The sequence below is a fragment of the Mariniflexile aquimaris genome (assembly GCF_042676825.1).
In the GTDB taxonomy this organism is placed as follows: Bacteria; Bacteroidota; Bacteroidia; order Flavobacteriales; family Flavobacteriaceae; genus Mariniflexile; species Mariniflexile aquimaris.
In genome coordinates this window covers 492,959-511,702 of the sequence record NZ_JBHTIB010000012.1, presented here as the reverse complement: position 1 = coordinate 511,702, position 18,744 = coordinate 492,959, and the positions used below count along the sequence as shown (strand labels likewise).

At 34.6% G+C, this 18,744-nt stretch carries 12 protein-coding genes; 7 read left to right on the top strand and 5 right to left on the bottom strand.

Features of this window, described 5'->3' with window-relative positions; all coding sequences use genetic code 11:
* Positions 1-27 precede the first annotated feature (27 nt).
* The gene (locus ACFQ0I_RS10220; RefSeq protein WP_379941922.1) at positions 28-1,980 is read left to right on the top strand and encodes a YgiQ family radical SAM protein; all 1,953 of its coding nucleotides are present in this window, start codon (positions 28-30) and stop codon (positions 1,978-1,980) included.
* 169 nt (positions 1,981-2,149) lie between these two features.
* Here the strand turns inward: ACFQ0I_RS10220 and ACFQ0I_RS10215 are convergent, their stop codons facing one another.
* On the bottom strand, positions 2,150-3,124 hold the full coding sequence (locus tag ACFQ0I_RS10215) for a DUF6624 domain-containing protein (protein WP_379941920.1): 975 nt from the start codon (positions 3,122-3,124) through the stop codon (positions 2,150-2,152).
* Positions 3,125-3,384: 260 nt separating this feature from the next.
* Between ACFQ0I_RS10215 and dnaX the strand changes: the two genes are divergently transcribed.
* From dnaX to miaE, 3 genes are read left to right on the top strand one after another with little or no spacing between them, the layout of a single operon-like run.
* Positions 3,385-5,127 carry a DNA polymerase III subunit gamma/tau gene (dnaX, locus tag ACFQ0I_RS10210; protein WP_379941918.1) on the top strand — a complete coding sequence of 581 codons (1,743 nt, stop codon included), beginning with the start codon at positions 3,385-3,387 and terminating at the stop codon, positions 5,125-5,127.
* A gap of 10 nt (positions 5,128-5,137) precedes the next feature.
* Positions 5,138-5,701 (top strand): hypothetical protein, encoded by a 564-nt coding sequence (locus ACFQ0I_RS10205; RefSeq protein WP_379941916.1) that lies wholly within the window; start codon positions 5,138-5,140, stop codon positions 5,699-5,701.
* Between the two features lie 5 nt (positions 5,702-5,706).
* Positions 5,707-6,288 carry a tRNA-(ms[2]io[6]A)-hydroxylase gene (miaE, locus tag ACFQ0I_RS10200; protein ID WP_379941914.1) on the top strand — a complete coding sequence of 194 codons (582 nt, stop codon included), beginning with the start codon at positions 5,707-5,709 and terminating at the stop codon, positions 6,286-6,288.
* On the opposite strand, the gene ACFQ0I_RS10195 is transcribed toward miaE, so the two are convergent.
* The 4 genes from ACFQ0I_RS10195 to ACFQ0I_RS10180 form a co-directional block, all read right to left on the bottom strand.
* Positions 6,285-6,809, bottom strand: coding sequence for a porin family protein (locus ACFQ0I_RS10195; protein ID WP_379941912.1), 525 nt, complete (start codon positions 6,807-6,809; stop codon positions 6,285-6,287). The two genes, miaE and ACFQ0I_RS10195, sit on opposite strands and share 4 nt — an antisense overlap.
* A 98-nt stretch (positions 6,810-6,907) precedes the next feature.
* The gene (locus ACFQ0I_RS10190; protein WP_379941910.1) at positions 6,908-7,813 is read right to left on the bottom strand and encodes a Ppx/GppA phosphatase family protein; all 906 of its coding nucleotides are present in this window, start codon (positions 7,811-7,813) and stop codon (positions 6,908-6,910) included.
* Between the two features lies 1 nt (position 7,814).
* A complete protein-coding gene (gene ppk1 / locus ACFQ0I_RS10185; RefSeq protein WP_379941908.1) occupies positions 7,815-9,878 on the bottom strand; it encodes a polyphosphate kinase 1 in 2,064 nt (687 codons plus the stop codon).
* 84 nt (positions 9,879-9,962) lie between these two features.
* Entirely contained in the window at positions 9,963-10,454 is a 492-nt protein-coding gene (locus ACFQ0I_RS10180) for a SixA phosphatase family protein (RefSeq protein ID WP_379941906.1), read from the bottom strand.
* Positions 10,455-10,934: 480 nt separating this feature from the next.
* On the opposite strand from ACFQ0I_RS10180, the gene ACFQ0I_RS10175 reads away from it, so the two are divergent.
* From ACFQ0I_RS10175 to ACFQ0I_RS10165, 3 genes are read left to right on the top strand one after another with little or no spacing between them, the layout of a single operon-like run.
* Positions 10,935-11,471, top strand: coding sequence for a hypothetical protein (locus ACFQ0I_RS10175; protein ID WP_379941903.1), 537 nt, complete (start codon positions 10,935-10,937; stop codon positions 11,469-11,471).
* Between the two features lie 30 nt (positions 11,472-11,501).
* Positions 11,502-11,957, top strand: coding sequence for a hypothetical protein (locus ACFQ0I_RS10170; protein WP_379941901.1), 456 nt, complete (start codon positions 11,502-11,504; stop codon positions 11,955-11,957).
* Positions 11,951-18,739: an HYR-like domain-containing protein gene (locus ACFQ0I_RS10165; RefSeq protein WP_379941899.1), complete on the top strand. Its 6,789-nt coding sequence runs from the start codon at positions 11,951-11,953 to the stop codon at positions 18,737-18,739. The genes ACFQ0I_RS10170 and ACFQ0I_RS10165 overlap by 7 nt, the downstream gene beginning before the upstream one ends.
* The last annotated feature ends 5 nt before the right edge of the window (positions 18,740-18,744 follow it).

The window sequence follows — 18,744 nt, the reverse complement described above, 5'->3', positions numbered from 1 at the left end:
GCTATTTTTGACTATTTTTGCAGCGTTATGCAAGAATTAAAACTTTCAGATTGGTTACCTACCACTAACAAAGAGGTTAAAATACGTGGCTGGGATGCACTAGACGTTATTTTGTTTAGTGGCGATGCCTATGTAGATCACCCATCGTTTGGGCACGCTGTTATTGGGCGTATTTTAGAAAGTTATGGCTTGCGTGTTGCCATTGTACCACAACCTAATGTAAACGATAATTTGCAAGATTTCGTAAAATTGGGTGCGCCAAAGTTGTTTTTTGGTGTTACAGGTGGTTGTATGGACCCCATGATTAGCAATTATACTGCGAGCAAAAAAAAGCGTGATAAAGATGCCTACACACCTAATGGCGATATTGGATTTAGACCCGATTATGCTACCACCGTGTATTGTAATATATTAAAAGAAAAATGGCCCGATGTGCCAATTTTAATTGGTGGTATCGAAGCCTCATTACGTCGTGTTACCCACTACGATTATTGGAGTGACAAGTTAATGCCTAGCATTTTAGAAAGCTCGAAAGCCGATATGTTGGTATATGGTATGGGCGAACAACCCTTACGCGAAGTGGTGCGATTGCTTCAAAAAGGGGTGCCTTTTAAGAATATAAATACGGTATTACAAACCGCCCTTTTAATAGATTCTGAAGAAGATATTCCTAAAAACAGTAATTGGGAAGATGTAGAAATTGTATCGCACGAAACCTGTTTAAAGGATAAGAAAGCCTATGCTTCCAATTTTAAAATTATAGAACAGGAAAGTAATAAGCTGGCTGCTAGACGTATTTTTCAGAAAGTTGGCAAAAAGACTTTAATGATTAATCCGCCATACCCTACTATGACGGAAGATGAAATTGATGCATCTTTCGATTTGCCTTACACCAGATTACCACACCCAAAGTATAATAAACGCGGAGCAATTCCGGCATTCGAAATGATTAAATTTTCCATCAATATCCATCGTGGATGTTTTGGTGGTTGTAGTTTTTGTACCATTTCGGCTCATCAAGGTAAATTTATAGCCTCGCGTAGTCAGGAATCTGTAATGCGCGAAGTAGATATTGTAGCAAACATGCCCGATTTTAAAGGGTATTTATCAGATATAGGCGGACCGAGTGCGAACATGTATAAAATGAAAGGCAAAATTCAGTCTATATGCGATAAATGTGTGGCGCCTTCATGTATATCACCTGTTATTTGCAGCAATCTAGACACCTCTCATAAGCCTTTAACCAAGTTATACCAGGCGGTTGATAGTCATCCAAAAATTAAAAAATCGTTTATAGGAAGTGGAATTAGACATGATATGTTGGTGCCGGAATTCAACAAAAATGCCGACCCAAAAGAGCTTGATGATTACACAGAAGAACTCATGACCAAGCATGTTTCTGGGCGATTAAAAGTGGCACCAGAACATACCAGCGACCCTGTTTTAAAATTGATGCGTAAACCATCTTTCAAGTATTTCCATAAATTTAAAGAGCGTTTTGATAAGATTAATATAAAAAAAGGTTTGAACTTGCAATTGATACCGTATTTTATATCGAATCATCCAGCTTGCGAGGTAGAAGATATGGCAAATTTAGCTGCCGAAACCAAAGACATGGGCTTTCAGTTAGAGCAAGTACAAGGGTTTACACCTACCCCCATGACGGTGGCTACGGTTATTTACTATAGCGGCTACCATCCTTATACACTTACTAAAGTAAATACGCCTAAAACACGTAAAGAAAAAGATGACCAGCATCGTTTTTTCTTTTGGTATAAAAATGAAAATAAAGATTGGATTAAAAATACCTTAAACAAATTAGGGCGACAAGATTTATTAAAAGTGCTTTTACCCGATAACGATAAATGGCGCAAAAACAAACCAAGTGGCGAAGCCAAACATACCTTTGATGATGCCATACCGTTTAATCAACGAAAGAATAAGGTAAAATATAGCGGGAAGAATAAGAAACGGAGGTAGAAAAACTATTTTTTTATTGGTTTAATTTGCGATACTGCTTTTTTGGGGAGGTTTGTTTAACTAACATAAAACCTTTATAATGTTTTATATCAGAAATTATCAAAATTGTTGTTTTCTTCATGGATTTTTCATTTTTTTATTGTGTGCCAAACGATGTTAGTACACGTTTTTAGTTTTGTTTTGCCTCCAATTCAAGAAGTTGAATTTTATATTTTTCAATATCCCAAATAATTCCATAGCGTGAAACATAGTCTGTAAGTTTTCCAAGTCCAACTTCACTACGTCTTTTGTCAACGTTATCTGGGTCTATTAATGGAGAAACATAATATTCACCAGTAACTTGATCTCGTCCAATTTGACTTCCATAAATTTGTCGTTCCCCTTTTCTCAAAGCAACTCTATCTTCTAAAAGAGCTAAACTGCTGGCTCTTGCATTTCCTTTTTTTACCGCATCTCTGATCATTGGTAAATATTTTTCTTGAACATCAAGTGGCGAATGTTGTATTATCAAAAAGAGGGTTGAATTTCCTTGACTCCCAATTAAATCAGTCCCAAGCCAACCACGTTCATCAAGTATTTTTTTTACTTTAATTAAGTTAATAGAATCTTTCTCAAGAATTAATTTAAAATGTCTTTTTATTTCTTCAGATTCTCTGCCATATTTTTCCTCAATCCCTTTGATTTGTATTCTATATGTTTGGTCTTCTTTATAGATTGTATCTAAAATTGAGACAAGAGTTTTATCATATTTTTCTTCCTTCTTTTCCTTATTTACTTTTACCAATTCAATTATTTCATTCCATCTTTTATCCGGATACAAATTTGTCAAATCAGTATCTGTTGTTATATGGTTATAATTTGAGTAATTATCATATTTTACAATTTTGAATAATTGAACAAATGAAGAATCAATTATGTTTGCCAACGCCCATGAGCAAGCTGCGTTATATCTATCTGATGATTTTTCTTTACCATTAGATAAATTAAAAGCCTCTGAATATTTTTCGGCGGACTTCAAATATTCTTTGGTTTCATAAAGTTTCCAAGCCTTATTAATTAGCTCTGAATATTTCTCATTTTCTTGTCCAAATGATAGGTTTATCATGAGAAGTCCGATTATTGTAAATAAAGCTGTTTTTTTCATAATGTTCATTGTTTATGTGTGCTAACCATCATAATATAAAACCGCTATAATGCTTTATATCAGAAGTTAAACGAATTTCGACTTTTAATCTTACAAACACAAGAATTTACTTTCAATATTTTCAACTTTGTTTTGTTAATAACTCCCATTAAATTGTGAGTTCTAAATTCTGATTTCTGAATTCATTTTTTAACTTTGTTATTCTAAATAAGTCAATTTTTTAATGAGCATCGAAAGATGCTGAAACAAGTTCAGCAAAATTGGAACACTTTGTAGTATCGGCTAGAAAATACCGCCCGCAAACGTTTAAAGACGTGGTGGGTCAGCAGGCTATTACAAATACCTTACTAAATGCCATAGAAAACAATCATTTAGCGCAAGCATTACTGTTTACGGGTCCGCGTGGTGTTGGTAAAACAACCTGTGCGCGTATTTTGGCTAAAATGATTAACAGCGATGGTAAAGAAACGGGCGACGAAGATTTTGCGTTTAATATTTTTGAGCTTGATGCGGCATCGAACAACTCGGTGGATGACATTAGAAGTTTAACCGATCAGGTTCGCATTCCGCCACAAGTAGGAAAATATAAGGTGTATATTATCGACGAGGTTCATATGTTATCGCAGGCAGCGTTTAACGCCTTTCTTAAAACCTTAGAAGAACCACCAAAACATTGCATTTTTATATTAGCTACTACCGAAAAGCATAAAATTATACCTACCATTTTATCGCGTTGCCAGATATTCGACTTTAAACGAATTACTGTTAAAGATGCCAAAGATTATTTAAAATATATTGCCGAAGAACAAGGAATTGATGCCGAAGACGATGCATTGCATATCATCGCTCAAAAAGCCGATGGTGCTATGCGTGATGCCTTGTCTATTTTTGATCGTGTGGTTAGTTTTTCTGGTAAAAATTTATCGAGACATGCCGTTACCGAGAATTTAAATGTACTCGATTATGAAACTTATTTTGAGAGTACAGACCTTATTTTAGAAAATAAAATTCCGGATTTATTGCTTCATTTTAACAATACCTTATCGAAAGGGTTTGATGGTCACCATTACATTACCGGATTAGCATCGCATTTTAGAGATTTGCTGGTGAGTAAAACACAGGAAACCATAGAATTGCTAGAAGTTGGCGATGAAACTAAAACCAAATATTTAGAACAATCAAAAAAAGCATCGCAAGCATTTTTAATACAAGGTATAAATCTGGCTAACGATTGCGACCTCAAATACAAAAGCAGTAAAAATCAGCGATTGCTTATCGAACTATGCTTAATGCAGCTTGCCTCTATCACTTTTGATGGAGAAAAAAAAAATAGCAGACATTACATAATTCCACCTTCATATTTTAAAAAGAAAGGCATTGCGCCTGTTCAGGTTACGGTTCATAAAGAAGAAAGTAAAGTCTCTTCAACAATAGAAATTAAGTCGACTGCCAAAGCGGTTGAAGTTTCACAAGTTAAAATAGCTAAAAGCGAAACCGCTGTTGAAGTTCAGGAGCTTCCTAAAATCACACTAAAAAAAGAAATAAAACGTACTTCTGGGCTGTCGCTAAGTAGTATCAAAGCCAAAAAAGAGCATCTTATTAGGCAAATGGATGTGATTATTGATGAAGAAAATCTGCCCAAAGAGCCTTTTACAGAAGAAGCCTTACTGGATACTTGGAATACCTATGTAAAAACATTAGAAAACCAAGGAAAACACAATTTAGCCTCTATTTTATCTATTGATACTCCAAAATTAATGGATACAACCATACATTTAGAGTTTCCTAACGCGACAAATAAAGTAGAATTAGAACGAAATCAATTCGATTTATTATCGTTTATAAGAAAAACATTAAACAATTTCGACATTAATTTATCGATTACGGTTAATGAGGAAATGGAAAAACAATATGCCTACACGCCATTTGAAAAATTTGAAAAATTAAAGGAGAAAAATAAAAACATTGATGTTTTAAGAAAAACATTCGATTTAGATATTTAAATTTTTAATTATGAAGAAGTTTGTTTTTATAATGCTCCTTTTAGCACTGTGTATTTTAAGTTGTGACGGCAGAAAAACAAAAGCAGAATCTTTAAAAGAATCTGTTGCCAAGTTTAAAGATTCTTTAGGAAAACTTGAAATTACAGAGTATATCCCCGAAAAATATGTTGAAGTAAAAACAGATACTCTATTAACCAACGGGTTCGCTATTAGTATAAAGACTTACACCAATATGAAACGCGTTGTTACTTGTAAAAACCAAGTAGACAACACGTTAACACATATTAATAATTATAGAGATTGGGTGTCTGAGGTAACGATTAAAAAGAATGATAAAGTAATTTTTGACAGAGTTTTTGATGCGAATTTCTTTTTAGAAAACGATAAAACCATTGCCGATAGTTTGCACAAAGCCATAAATAATAAGGTTTGGATTGATGATGAGTTTCCTTTAAATAAAAACTATGTAAATCTTGTTGGAGGCTTTATTTTTCCGGAATCTAAAAAAACATTATATTATGATATCAAAATAGATAATGAAGGAAAATATAGTGTACAAAAAATAGAAAATTAATAATTATGCTCGGACTAAAATTACCAACAGACCCAAGATGGGTAAATATAGTTGAAAAAAATATTGAAGAAATACTTACCGACCATGCGTTTTGCGAACAAAAAGCAACAAGTACAGCCATTTCTTTAATTGTTAGCTTTCCGGAATATACCGAACTAGTGCAAGAAATGACTGCTTTAGTAAAAGAAGAAATAAGTCATTTTAAAATGGTACACGACAAAATTATTGAACGCGGTTGGGTTTTAGGGAGAGATAGACGCGATGATTATGTGATTGAATTATTAAAATTCTTTCCAAAAGGTGGAAGCAGAACCACCCAATTAGTGCATAGGTTACTTTATGCAGCATTGATTGAAGCTAGAAGCTGTGAACGCTTTCGATTATTGTCTGAAGAATTAAAAGATAAAGAATTGGCTGGGTTTTACAGAAACTTAATGGTGAGTGAAGCCAACCACTATACCATGTTTTTAGGATTTGCGAGACAATATGGCGATAAAAAAGAAGTGGATGCCAAATGGCAAAAACTGCTTGAATATGAAGCTGAAATTATGGCTAATTTAGGAACAAAAGAAACCGTACACGGTTAAAATTTATACCCTACGCCTATTTGAATATTAGAATTTTTTGCAGAAACGGCTAAATGGTCGTCGAATACATTTCTAAATCCGTAAGTATATCTGATGTCGGCAAAAATCATATGCGAGATTTTATAATCGAATCCAGCAAGTGCTGAATACGCCATGTTTTTGGCACCATCATCTACTTTGTTAATTTTCAATCCTACTTGCGGACCAACACCAAAACGAATTTTTTCACTTAATCTGAATTTTAAAAACACAGGTGCTTGAATATAATCTAAATGCCAAACTTCGGCTCTAGCGCCTTCAGCAGCAAACTGTAATTCTGGTACTAATGCCACTGTTTTTGAGAATCTAATATCACCAAAAAAACCGATATAAAAACTGTTTCTGTGCTTGTTGGTCATGGGTATGTCACTATCAAAATCTAAGTTTGAAATACTGTAACCACCTCTTACACCATACTTTACATCTTGAGAAAATCCATGAATTGAAATACTAAGTAGTATTATTAGTAATAATTTTTTCATAAGCTAATAGGTTTGGGCTATAAATTTTAGCAATTTATTAGTCTAATATATAGCATAAAACCAAAATGCTGCAATTTTAAAAGCTAAAGTGCACAATTTTACTGTGTATTGCTAGAAACGGTATCGTAATAGATACTTTTTATGATGCCATCTGCGAGTCCGATTTTAGGAACAAATATGTTTTTTGCGCCGCTCCATTTCATGGCAGAGAGGTAAATTCGCATTGCGGGAATAATAACGTCTGCCCTATCCTGATTCAAATCTAATTCCGTAATACGCTCTTCGTATGAATAACTTTGTAACAGGTTATAATACGAGGTTAAGTAGAAATATGTCAGCGGTTTTCCTAAAGCTTTTCCAGATACTTTAAAGATTTTATTAATGTTTCCACCAGAACCTAAAACAGATATTTTGTCGTAGCCCTTGCAGTATTGCTTTATCCATTGTTCTAATTCTTGCCATGCTTCTTTAGATACCATATCGTTTAACAAACGTACTGTACCAATTTTAAACGATTTAGAGGCCACCGAGTTACCTTCGTGAATAACTGTAAATTCGGTGCTACCACCACCTACATCTACGTACAGATATGTTTTACTAGGGTCTATATAGGAGTTTAAATCGGTTGCCGCAATTATAGCCGCTTCCTCTTCGCCCTCAATAATATCTATGCTAATTCCAGAGCTTTCAAGAACTAAATTTACTACTTGCTTGCCGTTTACAGATTCGCGCATTGCCGAGGTAGCACAAGCTTTATACTTAACCACTTTATGCGATTTCATGAGCAACTTAAACGCGAGCATGGTGTCTATAATTCTCTGTGTATTTTCTTTGGAAATTTTGTTGGTAATAAACACATCAGACCCCAAACGAATAGGCACACGTACCAAAGAGTTTTTTTTGAATTGAACGGGCTTTCCTTTTTGTTCGATGATGTTTGAAATGAGTAACCTTACAGCATTCGAGCCAATATCTATTGCCGCATATTTTTTTATTGATAGCATATTAATTTTCGAGTTTTTTTAAATAATAATTATAGGTCTCGAACTGAGATCTTATTTTCGGCTTATTATTTTTTAAATATTCATTTTCTTGTGATGCATTTAATAATCGCGCTTTTACATTATCGTTCCACGAAATATTAAATATATCTATTATTTCCTGTTTTATATCTTCATCAAAAATAGGGCAACTTACTTCTACCCTGTTTTCTATGTTTCTTGTCATCCAATCGGCCGAAGAAATATACACTTTGGGATCGCCATTATTTCCAAAAATATAAACCCTTGTGTGTTCTAAAAATTTATCGACAATACTAATAACCTTAATATTTTCGCTCATTCCTTTCACTCCAGGAATTAAACAGCAAATACCTCGAATTATCATTTCAATTTTCACTCCGGCATTGCTTGCTTCATACAATTTATCAACCATGGCGTAACTTGAAATGCTGTTCATTTTAAGTCGTATTAAGCCTTTACCACCATTTTTAACATTGTTAATTTCGGTATCAATTAACTTAAAAATAGCTTTTTTTGTGTAATGTGGTGATGTAATTAAGTATTTATAGCGGAATATTTTATAATTGGTTTCAAAAAAGTTAAATATTTTGCTAACATCCTTAAGTATGCGTTGCTCTGAGGTAAATAAGGTGAAATCGGTATAAATTTTCGCCGTCGATTCGTTAAAGTTACCTGTACTAATAAAGCCATATCGCTTTAATTTTTTACCTTCTTCACGTTCAATAACACACATTTTACTGTGTACTTTTAATCCCTTCACGCCAAACACCAAGATAACACCTTCTTCTTCCATTTGAGTGGCATAATCGATATTGGCCTGTTCATCAAATCTGGCTTGAAGTTCTATAGATACGATAACCGATTTTCCGTTAATGGCAGCGTTAATTAAAGAACTGGCTATATGCGAAATTTGCGCTAAACGATAAATGGTTATTCTTATGGTTTTAACCTTAGGATCTAGCGCCGCTTCTCGTAAAAATTTAACGATGTATGAAAACGTTTGATATGGTGCATGAAGTAAATAATCTTTTTCTTTTATGGCCTGAAAAATACTCCCTTCTAAACTTAGTCCTTTTATAGGTAAAGCTTCTATTTTTTCGTAAAGCAAATCTTGTCTTCCTAAACTAGGAAAACTCATGTAATCTCTTCGGTTATGATAACGCCCACCAGGAATGATACTATCTGTATTATCTATGCCCATTTTAGACATTAAATACTCAAGTGTTTCAATATCAATCGTTTTATCGTACACGAAACGCACAGGTTCGCTAATTTGTCTGTGTTTAACGCTATCGGATATTTTTTCAATAAAACTCTTACTTAAATCACTTTCAAAATCGAGCTCGCCATCACGAGTTATTTTAATCATGTGGGCAGAAATGCTTTTGTATTCGAAAATGCTAAAAATATCACTTAAACAATACCGTAATAAATCATCGATCAGAATTATAAAGCTTTTATCGCCTTCTTTAGGTAATTCTATAAAACGATTTATAGATTTCGGGATTTCGATTAATGCAAACTGATTGGTATTATCGGTCATCACCATTTTTACGGCTAAATAAGCTGCACTATCTTTTAAATTTGGAAGTACTACCAAATCACTTAAAATGATAGTTACCAAGGCAGGACTTACCTTTCTGATAAAATACTTTTTTATAAAATGATGCTTGGTAGCGTCTATATGAGACTCGTCGAGAATGTAAATATTTTTGTCTTCTAAACTTTTTTGAATTTTGTCTAAAACCTCTAAACTCTCTGTTTGCTGCTTGATAACAATTTGCGTGATAATTTCGAGCAATTCTTTGGCTTTTATACCTCCCAACTCGCTTTTACCGCCTTTACCAGCTTCAACAATACGCTTTACAGTGGCGTATCTTACTTTAAAAAATTCATCGAGATTATTAGAAAATATTCCTAAAAAACGCAAGCGTTCAATAAGCGGTACATTTTCGTCTGAAGCTTCTTGTAAAACTCTGGCGTTAAATTGCAACCAACTTATTTCTCTATTTATATAACTATTAGTGTGGATTTCGGGCTTTACCATGCTTTAAATACGGATTACGATACTTTCACAAATATATTCTTTTAAACATAAAACTATTCTTTAAAAAAACAGATTACAAAAGTTTTATTTTTTTTTAAGGTGTTTAGGGAAAAGTGTCTTAGTTGTTTTGCCTTTTACTAAATTTTTCCATTTAGAAACGTCGCATTCTATAATAACAACACCACAGGTTGGCACATTATTTACAAATATGTCGCCATAAGTATTAACAAATCCTGTAATGGCATGATTATGACCAAATATCATTAAATTATGAACAGAATCATCGCAGTTTTTAATTACCTCAAGCAGGTTTCCTCCTGTAAAATCGTATAAATCATGAACTAGCTTTGTTTTAATAGATTCAAAATTTAAATTTTTTATGAATATTGAAGCTGTTGTTTTTGCTCTATTTGCATCGCTCGACAAAATTAAATCTGGACGTAACCTATCGGTAATCAGATGTTTCGAAACTAAATCGGCATCTCTAAATCCCCGATCATTTAACGGTCTTTCGTGGTCTGTGAGATTAAATTCCCAGGATGATTTTGCGTGTCTTACTATAATAATATTTTTCATATATCCTCGATGAAGTCTTGATTATAATCGATTAAAAGTTTTTATAATTGATGAAATTCGTATTAATTGCTTGATAAAGTTAATTAAATAAAAATACAATAGAAAGCGAGTAATTTAATGAAAACAATAAGTAACATAGAATAAAGTAGTTAAGCAAGGAAGATATCGACAAACAACGTATTATTTCGCTTAAATGTTTACAGTAACTTTTAAACGAATATATGAGTGATTTAGCATTTAATTTTGACAACTCTTGTTCTTATATGTTACTTTGTTTTACCTACAAAATTGAAAGTTATGACCCCAAATCGAATTACATATAGTAATAAGACATTGTTTTTCAATGTAAATCCCTCGCTGTTTTTTCCCTCGAAAGTGTTTTTGTTAGTTACGATTTTTAGTTGCTATAGTGACGAAGAAATGCCTTTATTGTTGAAATAATTACAATTTAATTAAAATAAAAGTTAACCATAATAAGCTATGAAAAATAAATCTGTTTTTACATGTTTAAGTTCTGCATTGTTTTGCTGCCTTTTTATTACTTCCATAAACTTGTCTTTTTCACAAGAACAGGACATTTACGAAGTAACCGTAAATGATTTGAATAATAAATCTTCTAAACAAGCTAAAAATAATAAGGAAAGTGATAGAAGTGAGTTCTATAATTTAAGCCAAAATCTCCATACTGTTGAATATTATCACAATAATAAACTAAGCAATAAACATGGGAATGAAACACTTGTTAAAATTAATATAGAAGATATTCAATCGTTGAATGTTTTATTTCAAAATAAAGGAAAATTTAAAAATGTAAAATTAATTACAATTGTTTTAAATAGTCAAAGTGATTTTAATACTTTATTAGATTTATCTGAAATTAAAGATTTTTCTGAATTGAAGTATTTATACATTAAATGTAATTTTAATTGTAATGAACAAGACCTTAAAAGATTCATAAAGACTTCTAATTCTGAAAATAAAGTTAGAATTTTTTATACAATAGTAAGTCCATCATAATAATATTAGGATAATATTAAATAAAGAAACATGAAAAAACTTTACACACCAATTCATAATTTATCCTGGCGAAAGAAATTTAGGTTTCTAATTATGGTTGCATTATTCATGACTACTGTTTTTAGAAGTTATGGACAAGTACTTGTTAATTTTAACCCAAGATCTTCAACGGCTACACCTACTGAAACAATTTATAACATCAAGGGTGATTTTACTATGTTGGGTAATACAAATTTAACACTTGTAAACTACTCGGATACAGCTAATAACAACAGCGACATGAGATATGTTGATGTCGATTCTGATGCCAGCACATGGAATTCATCTTCGGCAAATTTAACATTTTCAACTGAAAACGGCGCAATCCCTGAATGTTCTAAAATCATATATGCAGGTCTGTATTGGACAGGAAGAGCTGGAGCAAGTGAAACATTTTCAGTAACCAAAGGGAATGACACAAAGGTTTTTAATAAAAAAAGGTGCTGATTAAAGGCCCTGGATCTTCTACTTATCAAGAAGTAACGGCACTTAACAACGCCATTTTTTATCCTTCTGGCGCTTATGATGATATGTATTCTGCTTATACTGAAATTACAGATTATGTGAAAACAAATGGTGTTGGTACTTATACTGTAGCCGATATTGCTTTAATAGAAGGTAATGGTGGTAATACTGGTTTTTATGGTGGATGGGGAATGGTTGTTGTTTATGAAAATTCCAAAATGAATTGGAGAGACGTCACGGTTTTTGATGGTCATGCATTTGTAGCCTCTAATGGAGGCAACCAATTTTTACCCATTAGTGGTTTCAGAGCTGCTCAAAATGGACCTATTAATTTAAAACTAGGCGTCATGGCTGGTGAAGGTGATGTTGGTGTACCTGGTGATCGTTTTGAAATGTTGAGACAAGACACCAATGCTTATGAATCTCTTTCCCATTCAGGAAATACGATAGACAACTTTTTTAATTCTTCAATAGTTACTGGAAATACTCGAAACCCAAATTTACAAAACAACACGGGTATAGACATAGCCATGTTTAATATTGATAATGGAAATAATAATGCCATAACTACTGATGACAATAAATTTGTAACAAACAATCAAAGTTCTACAACTTTTAGGTACGGATCTACACAAGATACTTATATAATTTTTAATGTTACCTTTTCAGTAAATGCATATATTCCAGAACCAATTGGTGTTTTAACAACAACTTCTGTTACAAATCCTAGTCCTCAGCCTGGTGAAGCAGTGGATTATAATGTTGAAATTAGAAATAAAGGAACTGAAGCAATAAATAATACAGTAATAACTGTTCCAATTCCTGAGTATATAGATCCAAGTATTTTATCTATCAATTTTAACACCAATTATACAACAAGTGGTGGTTATTCCGATCCAATTTATGATCCTTCTGCTGGTCCTTTTGGTTCAATTATATGGAATTTAGGTACACTCCCACTACCAAATGACCCTAACCTATTACTTGCAGAAATTAGTTTTTCTTTGACAGTTACCAAAGATTGTTCTGGATTAAATAGTGGACCTATCGATAAAGACATTATTTTATACGGTGGTATAAGCGGTGTAGGTGCTATATCTAATCAATCATTTAACAGCCCTTTTATACAAGGTTATGAAACAAACGGAACATGTATTGGAGACCCAATACCCGTTCCTATTGTAGTAGAAATCAATTATCAAGATTATGTTAATCACCCACCAACAGCCAGTAATCCGGCGCCAATTAATGTTCAGTGTAAAGCAGATGTGCCTGATCCAGACATATTAGTTGTTACAGATGAGGCTGATAATTCTGGCATAGCTCCTATTGTGGCTTTTGTTTCGGATGTTTCGGATAATGGCGTTAATCCAGAAATAATTACGAGAACATATAGTGTTACAGATGATTGTGGAAATACAATTAATGTAGAACAAACTATTACAATAAATGATAATATTAAACCTTTAATAACAGGATCCTTACCTACAACAACAGTTGAAGGTTGTTCGGCTACAGATGCTACCGCTGCTGTTACTTCGGTAGCGGCATTAGAAGCTCTCGGACTTTCAATTAGTGATTGTACTCCTGATGAAAATCTTGTGGTTACCAGTTCTGATACATCATCAGGAACGTGTCCAATTGTTGTTACAAGAACCTACACAATTACAGATGCATCCAATAACTTCGAAACTGTTACGCAAACTATAAATATAAATGACACATCTAAGCCTGTAATAACTGGTTCTTTACCTACGACAACAGTTCAAGGTTGTTCAGTTACAGATGTCACACCTGCGGTAACTACTGTGGCAGACTTAGAAGCGCTTGGTCTAACTATAAGTGATTGTACCTCTGATACAAATCTGATGGTTACAAGTTCTGATACATCATCAGGAACGTGCCCCATTGTTGTTACAAGAACCTATACCATTACAGACGCTTGTAATAATTTTGAGACCGTAACACAAACAATAAATATAAACGATACAACTCCGCCTAGTTTAACAGGAACAATACCTGCTGGTGCAACAAATCAAAATATATGTTTCAGTGCAATCCCTGAAGGTCCTAAGATAGCAGATATTGCAGCTCAGTTTTCCGATAACTGTGGTGGCACTATTACAGTCGTAAAATCAGGTACTCCAACTGGAGATGACTGCGCTTGGTCTGTAACCTATACATATACAGTAGCTGATGAATGCGGAAATACAATTACTACACCTGTACAAATAACATACTCTGGAGGTGATATAACCGCACCAGTATTGACTGTTCCTGCTGATATCACCGTAGAATGCGATGCGATTCCTGCAGTTGGTACGCCTACGGCGACCGATAATTGTGATGCCGACGTTACTATCACTTATGATGGCGAAACTAGAACTGATGGTACTTGCGAAGACACCTATACTTTAACAAGAACATGGACAGCCATTGATAACTGTGGTAATGAAACCACGCTATCACAAACTATTAACGTGATAGATACTACCGCACCTGTATTAACTATTCCTGCTGATATCACCGTAGAATGCGACGCCATTCCAACAGTTGGTGCGCCTACGGCAACCGATAATTGTGATGCAGACGTTAGCATTACTTATGATGGTGAAACTAGAACTGATGGTGCTTGCGAAGATACTTATAGCTTAACAAGATCTTGGACAGCCACCGATCATTGTGGTAATACTACGACTCTATCGCAAACAATAAGTGTGCAAGATACTACGGCACCAACAATCACCTGTCCGGCAAATATCACAACAACCGCAGATCCAGGTCAACCGAATGCTTCTGTTACTATTGCGCTTCCTGTTGTTTCAGATAATTGTGATACGACTGTTTCTTTTACTAATAGTATTACAGGAACTGAAAATGCAAGTGGAACCTATAATTTAGGAATAACCACTGTAACATATACAGCAACCGATAATTGTGGCAATACAACAGAATGTTCATTTACTGTTACAGTTAATGATGAAGAGGCTCCTGAAATTAGTTGTCCTCCGGCAGCAACCGTAAGCTGTATTGATTTAGTTCCTAATGCGTTCCAAAATTATAATGAATTTGTAGCAGCCGGTGGAACTGCAACAGATAATAACGGAATCAACGAAGCTAGTTTTGCTTTAGTTAGTGAAACAAGTAATAATAATTCTTGTCCAGAAACAATTTCAAGAGTTTATATTATTTCTGATAATGATGGAAATTCTTCTGAATGTACGCATACAATTATAGTTAACGATGACATTAATCCTGTACTAACCATTCCTGCTGATGTAACCGTAGAATGCGATGCGATTCCTGTAGTTGGTACACCTACGGCGACCGATAATTGTGATGCCGACGTTACCATTACTTATGATGGCGAAATAAGAACTAATGGTACTTGCGAAGACACCTATACTTTAACAAGAACTTGGACAGCAACCGATAACTGCGGAAACGAAACCACATTATCACAAACAATCAACGTGCAAGATACTACCGCACCAGTATTAACTATTCCTGCGGATGCAACCGTAGAATGCGATGCGATTCCTGTAGTTGGTACACCGACAGCTATCGATAATTGTGATGCAGACGTTAGCATTACTTACGATGGCGAAATAAGAACTAATGGTACTTGCGAAGATACTTATACTTTAACAAGAACATGGACAGCCACTGATAACTGTGGTAATGAAACCACCCTATCACAAACAATCAACGTGCAAGATACTACCGCACCAGTATTGACTGTTCCTGCTGATATCACCGTAGAATGCGATGCCATTCCAACAGTTGGTACGCCTACGGCAACCGATAATTGTGATGCAGACGTTAGCATTACTTATGATGGTGAAACTAGAATAAATGGTACTTGCGAAGATACTTATAGCTTAACAAGATCTTGGACAGCCACCGATAATTGTGGTAATACTACCACCCTATCACAAACAATCAATGTTCAGGATACTACGGCACCCATATTAACTGTGCCTGCTGATGTCATCGTAGAATGTAATGAAGATTTTTCACCAGTCGCTACGGGTTCTGCCACGGCAATTGATAATTGTGATGCAACGCCTTTAATAACTTTTAGTGATGTTACTGCGCCCGGGACTTGTCCTAGTGAATCTATAATTACGCGTACTTGGATTGCGATCGACAACTGTAATAATAGCACTTCTAACATTCAAACTATTACAATTAAAGATACCACACCTCCTAGTATTACAACTGCGGCTTCTAATATTGTTGTTCAATGTGATGGCTCAGGAAATACCTCTGCTATTAATGATTGGTTAAACAATAATGGTGGCGCGGTAGCCAGTGATAATTGTGGCACAGTAACCTGGTCTAATAGCTATAATGGCGCAGAATCTGATTGTGCAACGCCAATTGATGTTGTTTTTACAGCTATCGACGAATGTGGCAACATCAGTTCAACAATAGCCTCTTATTCTATCGAAGATACTATTGCACCATCTATCGATACGCCTGCTGCTAACTTAATTGTAGAATGTGATGGCACAGGAAATATTTCAGATCTTGCAAATTGGTTATCTACTTTTGGAGGAGCAACGGCTTCTGACGACTGTTCTACCATTACATGGACAAATGACTTTACAGCTCTTTCTGATGATTGTGGAGCAACAGGTTCAGCAACTGTAACATTTACCGCAACCGACGGTTGTGGAAATTCAAGTACAACTGTTGCCACCTTTACCATTATTGACACAACAGCTCCTACAACACCAAATGCGCCTGCTGATATCACTTACGAGTGTATTGGTGATGTTCCTGCTGCCGGTAATTTAATAGCTAGCGATAATTGTTCTGGTGAAATTTCGGTAACCGGAACGGATACTACCGATAATACAGATCCTTGTAATATCATAATAACACGTACATGGACTTTTACCGATGCTTGTAATAATACGTCTTCAGTTTCACAAACAATAACCGTGAAAGACACTACGGCACCAGTGCTTACTTTACCAGCTAACGTAAGTGCAGAATGTAGCGACGATTTAACTCCTATTGCTTTTGGTTCGGCAACCGCAACAGATAACTGCGATGTGAATCCAGTGATTACCTATAACGACGTGAGAACCGATGGAGATTGTTCAGGAACATTTACTATCACACGTACTTGGACAGCCACCGATGCTTGCGGAAATGTATCAACTGCCGATCAAATAATTTCAACTTCAGATACTACAGCTCCGGAATTTGTTGAAACGACACTTCCTCAAGACATTACTATTGAATGTAATGCCATTCCAGTTGCAGAAACCTTAACTGCTACAGATAATTGTGGAACAGCAACAGTAACAGTTAATGATATTAGAACTAATGGAAGTTGTGCTAACAATTTTATAATAACGCGTACATGGACAGCTACTGATGAATGCGGATTAACCAAAACCCATATTCAAAAAATTACGGTTCAAGACACGACACCTCCTACATTTGTGGAAACACTTCCTCCAACAAATTTAGTTGTGGAGTGTGATGCGGTTCCATCAGCGCAAATATTAACTGCCACAGATATATGTGGTTCTGCAACAGTAACTGTTAACGATGTTAGAACGAATGGTAATTGTCCAAACAATTACACACTTGCTAGAACATGGACTGCGACAGATGAATGTGGTTTAAAAACAAGTCATACTCAAATAATTGTAGTAAGAGATACTAAAGCACCAAAATTTGTTGAAACGCTTCCAAGTAATATTACTGTTGAATGTGATGCTGTTCCAAATGCACTAACATTAACAGCCACTGATAATTGTGGTTCTGCAACCGTAACAGTAAATGATGCTATTACCATTGGAAACTGTCCGTCAAATTACATTATTGCTCGTACTTATACTGCTACAGACGAATGTGGTTTAAAAACAACGCATACACAATTAATAACGGTACAAGATACTAAGGCTCCAACTGCAATAACAACGTTTGACGCTGTACTTAATGTAAGTTGTACAAATATTCCAGAGGTACCCGATTTAAAATTTAAAGATAATTGTTCATCTAATATCAAAGTAATTTATAGCGAAACGAACACGTTTGCTGATAATGTTTATTTAGATTATGAAATTGTTAGAACATGGACAGTAACTGATGAATGTGATAATGAGGCCATATTTACTCAGAAATTAAATGTAGCACTCGATGAAATCATTTCGAGTATAGTTGCACAAGACAGATGTTTTGATGATGGTATTGTTAATTTAAATGATTTAATTTCTAGTGACTTAAATAAAAATGGTACTTGGGAATTATTGGAAGGCGACCCCACCGCAACATTAACGGGTAGTATTTTTAACCCTACCGTACTTGAATTAAGTAGAGATTTTCTTCCTGAGGATGGTGGAATCGATTATATGTTTAGATATACGACTACAGATAATGGCTGTCTCAGTATAACCGAAATGACCATGAATATCAATGCTGATTGTGTGGTATTACCTTGTGGTGAAAACGACGTAGTAATTTCAAAAGCAGTAACACCTAATGGTGATGCTTACAACGAGTTTTTTGAAATTTCTGGAATTGAATTATGTGGATTTAGATATGATGTTAAAATATTCAACAGATGGGGTGCTTTAATATATGAATCCGATAATTATCAAAATAATTGGAATGGAACGGTAAGTAAATCTTCTATTGGTGCTGCTGGAAAAATACCTAATGGAACGTATTACTATATAGTGACTTTAAAAGATAGTGGACTGCGTCCTTTTACCGGACCGCTTTACATTGGAACCAAATAAAACCT

Bases quoted from the DNA above. Each gene is read 5' to 3' on its own strand.
- ACFQ0I_RS10220 (WP_379941922.1), top strand. From the start codon at position 28: ATGCAAGAATTAAAACTTTCAGATTGGTTACCTACCACTAACAAAGAG.
- ACFQ0I_RS10215 (WP_379941920.1), bottom strand. From the start codon at position 3,124: ATGAAAAAAACAGCTTTATTTACAATAATCGGACTTCTCATGATAAAC.
- ACFQ0I_RS10205 (WP_379941916.1), top strand. From the start codon at position 5,138: ATGAAGAAGTTTGTTTTTATAATGCTCCTTTTAGCACTGTGTATTTTA.
- miaE (WP_379941914.1), top strand. From the start codon at position 5,707: ATGCTCGGACTAAAATTACCAACAGACCCAAGATGGGTAAATATAGTT.
- ACFQ0I_RS10195 (WP_379941912.1), bottom strand. From the start codon at position 6,809: ATGAAAAAATTATTACTAATAATACTACTTAGTATTTCAATTCATGGA.
- ACFQ0I_RS10190 (WP_379941910.1), bottom strand. From the start codon at position 7,813: ATGCTATCAATAAAAAAATATGCGGCAATAGATATTGGCTCGAATGCT.
- ppk1 (WP_379941908.1), bottom strand. From the start codon at position 9,878: ATGGTAAAGCCCGAAATCCACACTAATAGTTATATAAATAGAGAAATA.
- ACFQ0I_RS10180 (WP_379941906.1), bottom strand. From the start codon at position 10,454: ATGAAAAATATTATTATAGTAAGACACGCAAAATCATCCTGGGAATTT.
- ACFQ0I_RS10175 (WP_379941903.1), top strand. From the start codon at position 10,935: ATGAAAAATAAATCTGTTTTTACATGTTTAAGTTCTGCATTGTTTTGC.
- ACFQ0I_RS10170 (WP_379941901.1), top strand. From the start codon at position 11,502: ATGAAAAAACTTTACACACCAATTCATAATTTATCCTGGCGAAAGAAA.